Raw genomic sequence first — 9606 nt, 5'->3', positions numbered from 1 at the left:
CGCGCCGCGCCGCCGCCGACCGGGCGGTCCTCGCGCTCGTCGGGCCGCTCAATTCGGGCGTCGCGATTCCCGTCTCGGCGGCGCTCGCGCCCCTGCACGTCCCGATCGTCTCGTCGAGCGCCACCGCGAACGCCTTCACGGACCGTGGCCTGAAGAACGTCAACCGCGTCGTGACGCGTGACGACGCGCAGGGCCCGGCGGCGGGACGCTACATCGCCGACACCCTCAAGGCGAGGAAGGTGTACGTCCTCAACGACAAGACCGCCTACGGCGAGGGCCTCGCCTCCGAGGTGGAGCGGACCCTCAAGTCGCGCGGCGTCACCGTCGTCGGCAGCGAGGGCACCGAGGAGCGCAACGACTTCAGCTCCATCATCACGAAGATCCAGGCGTACGCGCCGGACGTCGTGTACTTCGGCAGCGTGTACGACCAGGCGGGCGTGTTCATCAAGCAGCTGCGCGCGGCGGGCGTCGGCGCGACCGTGATGGGCGGCGACGGCTGGGACAGCGCGGAGCTGCGCACCATCGGCGGGAAGGCCACGGTCGGCGCGCTCTACACCGCGACGACGCCGCCCGTGTCGCAGCTTCCGAACGGCGCGAAGTTCGACGCGGCCTACCGCAAGGCGTTCAAACGGGCGCCGGGCGGCTTCGCGGCCTTCAGTTACGACGCGGCGCGCGTCGCGCTCGAGGGGATGCTCGCGGCGGCGGGCAGGGGGGGGAAGGCTCCGTCCCGCACGGCGGTGGAGTCGGCGGTCCGCAAGGCGAACGTGAAGGGTCTGCTGTCGGGCGACGTGCGCTTCGACGCCAGGGGAGACCGCGCCCGCGCGAAGCTCTACGTGATGAAGGTCGGCGCGAACCTCACGCCGACGGTGGCGCGCACGCTGGAGGTCGGCTCGGGCCGCTGAGGGCCCGAGCCGAGAGCGCCCGCCCCCATGTGGGGGCGGGCGCTCTCGGCGTGAGGTCGTGGTGGTCAGGGAGTCGACGGCACCTCGGGATGCAGGTCGCGCCACGCGCCCAGGGCCGCCCGGCCCGTTTCGGTGAGCCGGAAGCCGGAGGCGCGGCTCCTGGCCGTGTCGCGCTGCAGGAGGCGCGCGTCCTCCAGCGACTTGAGCAGCGTGACGGGCAGACGGCGGCCCCCGAGGGTGTAGAAGGGCCCGCGCTCGTCGCGGCGGTGGGCGACGAGGTCGGCGCCGCCTTCGAGGGCGGCGAGGACGCGCGCCTGGGCTTCGGTGAGGTCGGGGGTGTCGGTCATGGCGTCAAAGGGCGAGGCCACGCGCTGGGCGTGGCCTCGGTGAGTTCAGGCGTTGGACCGGACTTCGCGGACGAAATGAGGATGCATCAAGAGACGTACCTCCGGAAGTGGTGGGCAGGTGCGCCGAAGCGTCCTTGCTTGTACTGCTATCTTATTATATGAGCGCGATGATGTCAAGCGCGTCGGGCGTACGCTGGGCGCATGGCCGACGCTCCCGTCACGCTCCCCACCATCCGCCACGCCTTCCTGGAGGACCGCCGCGCGCTCTACCGCGTCTGCCTGGAAACCGGCGACTCCGGGCAGGACGCCACGCCCCTCTACCAGGACCCGGACCTGCTCGGGCACATCTACGCGGGGCCCTACGCCGCGCTCGCGCCGGAGTTCGCGTTCGTGCTGGAGGACGCGGAGGGTGTGGCCGGATACGTCATCGGGGCGCTCGACACCCGCGAGTTCGAGGCCCGGCTGGAGCGTGAGTGGTGGCCCGCGCTGCGCGCCCGCTACCCCATGACGGACGCGCTGCGCGGCAAACCCCGCGAGGAGCGCACGCCCGACGAGCGGCTCGTGGCGCTGCTGCACTCCCCGGGCCGCGCGGAGGACGAGGTCGTCGCGGCCTACCCGTCGCACCTGCACATCGACCTGCTGCCGCGCGCCCAGGGCGGCGGAAACGGACGGCGGCTCATGACCACGCTGCTCCGGGCCCTGCGTGACGCGGGCTCCCCCGGTGTTCACCTCGGCGTGGGCGCGCGCAACACCAACGCCATCGGCTTCTACCGGCACTACGGCTTCAAGGTGCTGCGCGAGCACCCCTGGGGCCTCACGATGGGTCACGACCTGCGCGGGCGTTGATCAGAAAAAGTTTGGCATATCAGAAAAATTCTGCTACGGTGGGCCTGAGCCCCATGTCCAGTCCCGGCCCGTCCGCGAGCGTCATGACCCTCGGCCGCCGCATCCGCGGCCGCAGGCGTCACCTCGGCCTCACCCTCGCCGTCACCAGCGAACGCAGCGGCCTCAGCGTGCCCTACCTCTCGCAGGTCGAGCGCGACCAGGCCAACCCCACCGTCACCGCGCTCGGCGCCATCGCGCACGCCCTCGGCGTCAACCTCAACTACTTCCTGCCCGCCGGCGCCCACGCCGCCACCGTCCGCCGCGCCACCGACACCGACGAGGTCCGCCTGCACGAACTCGGCTACCGCGTCGACCGCCTCGCCCCCGGCGGCCCCGACGCGCAGCTCGAACCGCTCCTCGTCCGCATCCCCCCCGGCTACGCCGGCGCGCCCAGCACGCACCTCGGCGAGGAGTTCCTCTACGTCGTCTCCGGACGCCTGCGGGTCACCGTCTCGGGCGACACCAGCGACCTCGGCCCGGGCGACAGCGTCCACCACGCCTCCACCGTCCCGCACGCCTGGGCCAACCCCTGGGCGGAGGACACCGTCCTCGTGTGGGTCGGCACGCCCCGCCTGTTCACCTGAACCTTCACGCGACCGCACTGCCCAGGAGGCCCGGCATGGAACGACGGCAAGCCCACAACGGAGAGCGCCTCGCCTTCACACGGGTCGGCGCGGAGGTCGGCACCCTCTTCCTCCCCGCCGGAACGCGCGTGCCCGCCGAGGGACAGAGCGTCCACGCGCAGGACGAGCTCAGCTTCATCCTCTCGGGTCGCATGGTCGCGAGCTCAGGAGGGGAGACCTGCACGCTCGGCGCGGGCGACGTCACCCTCATTCCCGCCGGGGAGGCCCACTGGGCCGAGGTGATCGAGGACGTCACCCTCGCGTACGTGCTGCTGGAGCCGCGCCCGTGAGCGCCGCGTGGCTCGCGCGTCGCCTCGTGCAGGGCGCCTTCGCGGTGCTCGGGGTGGTCGTGCTGGTCTTCGCCCTCATCCGGCTCGTGCCGGGCGACGTCGTCACGCAGCTCATCGGACTGGAGGGCAACGTCAGCGCCGCCCAGCAGGCCGAGATGCGCCGCCTCTTCGGCCTCGACGATCCGCTGCCCGTGCAGTTCGGGTTGTGGTTCGCGGACCTCGTGCGCGGCGACCTCGGCACGTCCCTGCGCACCGGACGCGAGGTCTTCGGGGACCTCATGCTGCGCTTCCCCGTCACCTTCGAACTCGCGCTGCTCGCGCTCCTCATCGCCCTCGCGATCGGCGTGCCGCTCGGCGTCGTCGCGGCGCTCCGCCGTGGACGCGCCGCCGACCTCGCCAGCAGCGCCTTCGTCCTCGTGGGCCTCGCCGCGCCCGAGTTCTGGCTCGCGATCCTGCTGATCCTGCTCTTCAGCCTCAAGCTCGGCGTGCTGCCCCCCAACGGCTACGTGCCCCTCTCGGACGGCCTGTGGCCCAACGTGCGCTCCATGCTGCTGCCCGCGCTCGCGCTGAGCCTCAGCCTCGCCGCCGCCCTCACCCGCATCGTGCGCTCCAGCATGCTCGAGGTGCTCGGGCTCGACTACATCCGCACCGCCCGCGCCAAGGGCACGCCCGAGCGCCGGGTCGTGTACCGCCACGCCATGCGCAACGCCCTCATTCCCGTCGTGACGGTCGTGGGCCTGCAGGTCGGCAACCTGCTCGGCGGCGCCGTCATCGTCGAGCAGATCTTCGGCCTGCCCGGCATCGGACGCTACGCCCTCGAAGGCATCAACCTGCGTGACTACCCGGTCGTGCAGGGCGCGGTGCTGTGGATCGCCGTGAGCTACGTCCTCGTGAACGTCCTCGTGGACGTCGCGTACGGCCTCATCGACCGGAGGGTGGTGTACGCGTGACCACCCTCCCTCGCGTCCGCGCGCCGCAGTCGCCCGCCCGGCGGGCCGTGCGTCTCGTGCTGCGCTCGCCCGGCGCGCTCGTCGGGCTCGCCCTCGTCCTCCTGTGCGTCCTGATGGCGGTGTTCGCGCCGCTCGTCGCGCCCTACGACCCCGTCGCGTACAACCCCGTGGACCGCATGCAGGGCCCCAGCCTCGATCACCTGCTCGGCACGGACCTCTACGGCCGCGACCTCTTCTCGCGCGTGGTGTACGGCGCGCGCATCTCGCTGAGCGTCTCCGCGATCAGCATCCTGCTCGCCCTCGCCATGGGCGGCGTGCTCGGCGCGCTCGCGGGCTTCCACCTGAGGTGGGTGGACACGCTCGTCATGCGGCTCACCGACATCCTGCTGGCCTTCCCGGCGATCCTGCTCGCCATCGCGCTCCTCGCGTTCCTCGGGGGCGGCTTCTGGAACCTCACCCTCGCCATCGCCGTGGCGTACACCGCGCCCTTCGTGCGGGTCGTGCGCGCCAGCGTCCTGCGCGCCCGGCGCGAGATGTACGTGGAGGCCTCCACCGCCGTCGGCGCGTCCGATTCGCGCCTGCTGTGGCGGCACGTGCTGCCCAACGCGAGCGCGCCCATCATCGTGGAGGTCACGCTGCGCCTCGCCTACGCCATCCTCGCGGAGGCCGCGCTGAGCTTCCTCGGGCTCGGCACGCCCCCGCCCGCCCCCGCCTGGGGCCAGATGATCGCCGACGGGCGTCCCTTCCTCGAAACCAACCCCTGGGTGAGCGTCGGTCCGGGCCTCGCGATCATGCTGGTCGTGCTGGGCTTCAACCTGCTCGGCGACGGCCTGCGCGACGCCCTCGACCCCCGCCTGCGTTCCTGAGCCCGCCGCGTCCCCGGCCACCCGCCGTCACAGGAGGAACATCATGAAGCACCGCGCCACGCTCGCCGTCACCGCCCTGCTCGCCCTCGCGCCCGCCCTCACGCCCGCGCTCGCCCAGACTTCCGGCGGCGTGCTGCGCGCCGGGATGCAGGCCGACCCCGTCAACCTCGACCCGCACGTCACCCAGGCCACCAGCACCCGCAACCAGCTCGAGAACGTCTACGACACGCTCGTCGCCTTCGACGACGAGGGCAAGATCGTCCCCGCCCTCGCGACCCGCTGGACGACCAGCAAGGACAACCTCACCTGGACCTTCACCCTGCGTCCCGGCGTGCGCTTCCACAACGGCCGCGCCCTCGCCGCCTCGGACGTGGTCTTCAGCCTCAATCGCATCAAGGACCCCGCCACGAAGAGCCCACGAAGCGGCGACTTCGACGTCGTCAAGAGCGTCACCGCGCCCAACGCGCAGACCGTCGTGATCACCCTCAGCAAACCCTTCGCGCCGCTGCTCTCCAAGCTCGCGTTCAGCCTCAACGTCATCGTGCCCCGCGAGGCCGTCGCCACGCTCGCCACGAAACCCGTCGGGACCGGACCCTTCACCTTCGTCGAGTACGTCCCGCAGACCCGCATGGTCCTGAAGAAGAACCCCAACTTCTGGGGCCGCGACGCCAAGGGCAACCGGCTGCCCTACCTCGACGGGATCACCTTCTCGTACCTGCCCGACGCGACGGCGCGCGTCACCGCGCTGCGCGCCGGGACGGTCGACTGGATCGAGTACGTGCCGTCCACGGACATCAAGACGCTGCGCGGCGACCGCAACGTCACCGTGTCGGGCGGACCGAGCGCGAACTACCGCGCGCTGTTCTTCAACGCGGCCGTCAAGCCGCTCGACGACGCGCGCGTGCGCCGCGCGATCTCACTGGCGCTCAACACGCAGGAGATCGTGGACGTCGCGCTGCTCGGCGACGGCGGGCTGGCGTCGACGGGCAGCCCGATCCCGAAGGGCAACTACTACGGCTACACGGACCCGACGTACGGCAAGCCGGACCTCGCGCGGGCGAAGACGCTGCTGGCACAGGCAGGGTACCCGAACGGCTTCCCGCTGGAGCTGAAGGTGACGAGCACCTACGACTTCCTGCGCACGCCCGCCGAGATCATCCAGGCGCAACTCGCGCCGCTGGGGATCAAGGTGAACATCGTGGCGCAGGAGTGGAGCGTGTACCTGCCCGACGTCATCGCGAAGAAGTACAGCGCGACGATCCTCGGGGAGAGCGGTCAGGGCGACCCGGACGACTTCCTGTACTCGCCCTTCGCGTCGGACTCGGGCAGCAACCTGCTCAACTTCAAGGACGCCGCGCTCGACCGTCTGCTGGAGCAGGGCCGCACCGCCAGCACCAACGCGGCACGCAAGAACATCTACACGCAGGTGCAGAAGCGCCTCGTGGAGCTCGCGCCGATGGCGTTCCTCTACACCAGCACGCAGTACGAGGCGATGCGGAACACCGTGAAGGGCTACGCGCACTTCCCGAACACCAGCTACCTCGGCCTGCGCACCACCTACCTGCAGCGCTGACGTGCTCGTGATTCGCCCGGCCCTCCCGGGGCCGGGCGAATTCCCGCACTTCCCACCGACCCGCACCACAGGATGAGTACGCTGTGAAGGTATGACCAGGACCACCGAGGGGCTGGAGCTCGTCGCGCGTGACGCCGAGGCGGGCGCCGACGTGGGGACGACCCTGGAGGCGCTGCGTTCGTTCGTCCGCAACGGGTCGTCCGAGGAGATCCTCGACGTCCTGCACACCTGGGGCGACTCGTCCTCGGCGGTGCGGCGGCGCCTCGCGGCCGCGCTTCCGGCCCTGCTGGCCGTGTCCCCGAAGGTCGACATGAACGTCGCCCTCATCGGTCACCTCGCCGCGCTTCCCGCCGGGGACGCTCACGCCACGCGACTGGTCCACCTGCTGGTCTCCTCACACGAGCCCGACCGCTTCCGCGACCTCTACGACTTCCTCGGCGGCGACGACCTCGCCGTTCCCGTGCTGGGCCTCGTGCTGCACACCTTCGTGATGTACGGCTGGGACGCGCGGCGTCACCTCGACGCGGTGAACCTCGCGCGCGTCCTCGCGCGGCGCGGGCACCCGCTCGGACCGCTGCCGCTCGCCCTGCTCGACGGCGAGGAGGCCCTGGGCGACACCCCGGCCGCCGGGGCGCGTCCCGCCCGGGAGGAATCCGGTGACGAGGAGAACCTCGTCCGGCCCGGGGAGGTCCTCAACGCACTGCTCGACCACGCGCCGGGGGACGCGCGCGGCGCGCTCCAGCGCGCCGCCGCCTGGAAGACCATGACCCTTCTCGCGGGGGTTCCCGACGGCGCGGACGCGGCGGAGCTGCAGGTGCGGCGGGCCCGCTGGCGGCTGGTGCCCCTGCACGGGGGCGCCGTCGTGAGCGTCACCCATCCGGAGGGCGGTGGAACACGCGAGCACCGTCTCGGCCCGGAGACGCCTTCATGAAGCCCGGCGCGGCCTTCACGTTCCCGGAAAGAAGCGTGTCAGTGCCTTCCCGCTACCCTGACGTCGTTCCGGGCGCAGACCCGCGGGGAAGAACGTCGAGCGCCGCCCCGCGCCGAGCCGGACGCTCGACTCCGGGAACGGCACCGACCATCACGAGGCCCCGAACTCTCCGCGCAGGGAATTCGGGGCCTCGCCCGTTCACGACTCCTTCTCGTACTGGTCCACGGCGCCCGCCATGCGGGCGAACACCTGCCGCATCGTCTTCCCGTAGGGGTAGAAGCCCTCGCGGTCGCCGCGCTCGAAGCGCTCGCGCATCTCGGGCGAGTCGATCGCGTAGTCCGGACGGACGCGGCGCGTCACCTCCCGCAGGTCCCGATGCAGGTCGGCCGTGCTGGGCCGCCCCCAGTACCAGTAGCCGTTGTACACGCTGTAGATGCGCAGGCCGGGCTCCAGCACGAAGGTGTGCGGGATCATCGGGTTGTTGTGACGGTCCGTGTACTCCAGGATGCCGAGGTCGTTCGCGATGACCCGCTCCGTGTCGTGGAGGAAGGGCCAGTTGGCACCCACGCCGAGCCGCAGGTCGTTCGAGAGGATCAGGTTGTCCGTCGTGATCGTCACGAGCTGCGTGAAGCCCACCTGCAGCTGCGGGTGGAACGCGGCGAGCGCCAGCAGCTGCTGGCGGTCCTTCGGGCAGTACACGCCGCGTCCGAGCATCAGCACCATCGGATCGTCACCCTGCAGGAACGAGAGCCTGCGGGGGACGCCGGTGTGGTCGGGGAGTTCGTAGTCGGGAAACAGGCCGCCTGGAACGATGTCTGAGCGCATCTCGTCCTCCTGCACCCCACCGTACCGCGTGGGCGCGTTCCGGTGATCGGCCCACGCAGGTCGGGGTGCCTTGAGGGTTCGGCCAAACGTACCGACAGGTCCGACGTTCCGGGCTACAATCCGGTCGTGCCCAGCCCCTTCGACGAATCGGCGCGCGTCCTGAGCGAGCACCTCTCGGGCGACGCGGTGCTCGACGTCTGCGCGGCGCTCGCCCGGGCCCTCACCGCCGAGGACGTCAAGAGCGTGGTCCTCCAGCGGATCGTGCCGCTCACGGGCGCCTTCGCGGGCACGATCGTGCGGCGCGCGGACGCGGACACCTTCCTCGTGTTCGGCGCGACCGGCTACGCGGACGACGCGCAGCTCTCGTGGCGGCAGCAGCCCGCCGGAGGCCGCTACCCCGTCACGACCGCCATCGACGAGCGGCGCGCGGTGTTCGCGACGCGCGCGGAGGCGGAGCGTGACTACCCCGACATGCGCGGGCTCCTGCACGCCGACACCCGCGCCGTGGCCGCCGTGCCCCTCGTGGAGGACGGGGAGGTCCTCGCGGCGCTCACGCTGTCCTTCCGTGAGGAAACGGCCGTCCGGCCCGAGCGGCGGGGGGCCGTGACGGCGCTCGTGGAGCTCGCCTCCGGGGCGCTCGCGCGCGCCCGCAGGCACGACGCCGAGCGTCGCGCCCGCGAACGCGCCGCGCTCCTCGCGGAGACGGGCAAGGTGCTCGCGGCTTCCCTGGACGTCGGCGAGACGCTCGATCACCTCATGACCCTCGCGATCACGCACGTCGCGGACTGGGGCGCCGTGTACCTCCCGGACGAGCGGGGCGTGCCGATGCCCGTCGCGGTCGCCCATCAGGACCCGGCGCTCGTGGATCTGCTGCGCGCCTTCGTCGCGCAGTACGATCCCGATCCGAACACGCCCGGCTCGACCGCGTGGGTCATGCGGACCGGGCAGCCCTTCCTGCTTCCCGTCGTGCCGCGCTCGTCGATCGAGGCGATCGAGGAGCCCGAGCGGCGCGCCAGCATCGAGCGCATGGGCTTTCACTCCCTGATTCACGTGCCGCTCAAGGTGGAGGGTCGCGTCGTGGGCTTGCTTGGCCTCGCCACGTCGCGGCCCGAGCGGACCTACGGCCCGGACGACCTCGCGCTCGCCGAGGACCTCGCCGCGCAGGCGGCGCTCGCGCTGGAGAACGCGCGCCAGTACCACCGCACGCGACTCGCGGAGGAACGCTACCGCTCCCTCGTCGACGCCACCACCCAGACCGTCTGGACGGCGGACCCGTCCGGGGAACTGCACGGCGAGCAGCCCGGCTGGACGCGCCTCACCGGGCAGGGCCCGGCGGAGTTTCGCGGGCAGGGCTGGTCGGAGCGCGTCCACCCCGACGACCGCGCCCGCAGCGTCCACGCCTGGCGGCGGGCGG

Annotated in this window: 11 protein-coding genes; 9 read left to right on the top strand and 2 right to left on the bottom strand. The window is 71.9% G+C overall.

The window, feature by feature from the left end; genetic code table 11:
* Positions 1-902 (top strand): branched-chain amino acid ABC transporter substrate-binding protein (locus tag DEIPI_RS31420; RefSeq protein ID WP_045234412.1); only part of this gene is annotated, 902 nt, incomplete at its 5' end.
* A gap of 65 nt (positions 903-967) precedes the next feature.
* Here the strand turns inward: DEIPI_RS31420 and DEIPI_RS31415 are convergent.
* The gene (locus tag DEIPI_RS31415) at positions 968-1249 is read right to left on the bottom strand and encodes a hypothetical protein (RefSeq protein WP_045234411.1); all 282 of its coding nucleotides are present in this window, start codon (positions 1247-1249) and stop codon (positions 968-970) included.
* A 201-nt stretch (positions 1250-1450) separates the two neighbouring features.
* On the opposite strand from DEIPI_RS31415, the gene DEIPI_RS0114820 reads away from it, so the two are divergent.
* From DEIPI_RS0114820 to DEIPI_RS0114790, 7 genes are all read left to right on the top strand, one after another.
* On the top strand, positions 1451-2095 hold the full coding sequence (locus tag DEIPI_RS0114820; RefSeq protein ID WP_027482276.1) for a GNAT family N-acetyltransferase: 645 nt from the start codon (positions 1451-1453) through the stop codon (positions 2093-2095).
* Positions 2096-2148: 53 nt separating this feature from the next.
* Positions 2149-2718 carry a helix-turn-helix domain-containing protein gene (locus DEIPI_RS0114815; protein WP_045234410.1) on the top strand — a complete coding sequence of 190 codons (570 nt, stop codon included), beginning with the start codon at positions 2149-2151 and terminating at the stop codon, positions 2716-2718.
* A gap of 35 nt (positions 2719-2753) precedes the next feature.
* The gene (locus DEIPI_RS31410; RefSeq protein ID WP_045234409.1) at positions 2754-3047 is read left to right on the top strand and encodes a cupin domain-containing protein; all 294 of its coding nucleotides are present in this window, start codon (positions 2754-2756) and stop codon (positions 3045-3047) included.
* A complete protein-coding gene (locus DEIPI_RS0114805; protein ID WP_027482274.1) occupies positions 3044-3997 on the top strand; it encodes an ABC transporter permease in 954 nt (317 codons plus the stop codon). Before DEIPI_RS31410 ends, DEIPI_RS0114805 begins: the two co-directional genes overlap by 4 nt.
* Entirely contained in the window at positions 3994-4863 is an 870-nt protein-coding gene (locus DEIPI_RS0114800) for an ABC transporter permease (protein WP_027482273.1), read from the top strand. The genes DEIPI_RS0114805 and DEIPI_RS0114800 overlap by 4 nt, the downstream gene beginning before the upstream one ends.
* 43 nt (positions 4864-4906) lie before the next feature.
* Complete coding sequence (locus DEIPI_RS0114795; protein WP_027482272.1) at positions 4907-6436, top strand: ABC transporter substrate-binding protein; 1530 nt, start codon at positions 4907-4909, stop codon at positions 6434-6436.
* Between the two features lie 91 nt (positions 6437-6527).
* A complete protein-coding gene (locus tag DEIPI_RS0114790; RefSeq protein WP_027482271.1) occupies positions 6528-7367 on the top strand; it encodes a hypothetical protein in 840 nt (279 codons plus the stop codon).
* Positions 7368-7565: 198 nt separating this feature from the next.
* On the opposite strand, the gene DEIPI_RS0114785 is transcribed toward DEIPI_RS0114790, so the two are convergent.
* Entirely contained in the window at positions 7566-8192 is a 627-nt protein-coding gene (locus DEIPI_RS0114785) for a redoxin domain-containing protein (protein WP_027482270.1), read from the bottom strand.
* Between the two features lie 126 nt (positions 8193-8318).
* Here DEIPI_RS0114785 and DEIPI_RS35615 point away from each other — a divergent pair.
* The coding region (locus tag DEIPI_RS35615) for a GAF domain-containing protein (protein ID WP_157463682.1) at positions 8319-9606 on the top strand (1288 nt) is incomplete at its 3' end.

The sequence above is a fragment of the Deinococcus pimensis DSM 21231 genome, from assembly GCF_000519345.1.
GTDB lineage: Bacteria > Deinococcota > Deinococci > Deinococcales > Deinococcaceae > Deinococcus_A > Deinococcus_A pimensis.
The sequence above is the reverse complement of the archived record's forward strand: the minus strand, read 5'-3'. Positions and strand labels throughout refer to the sequence as shown.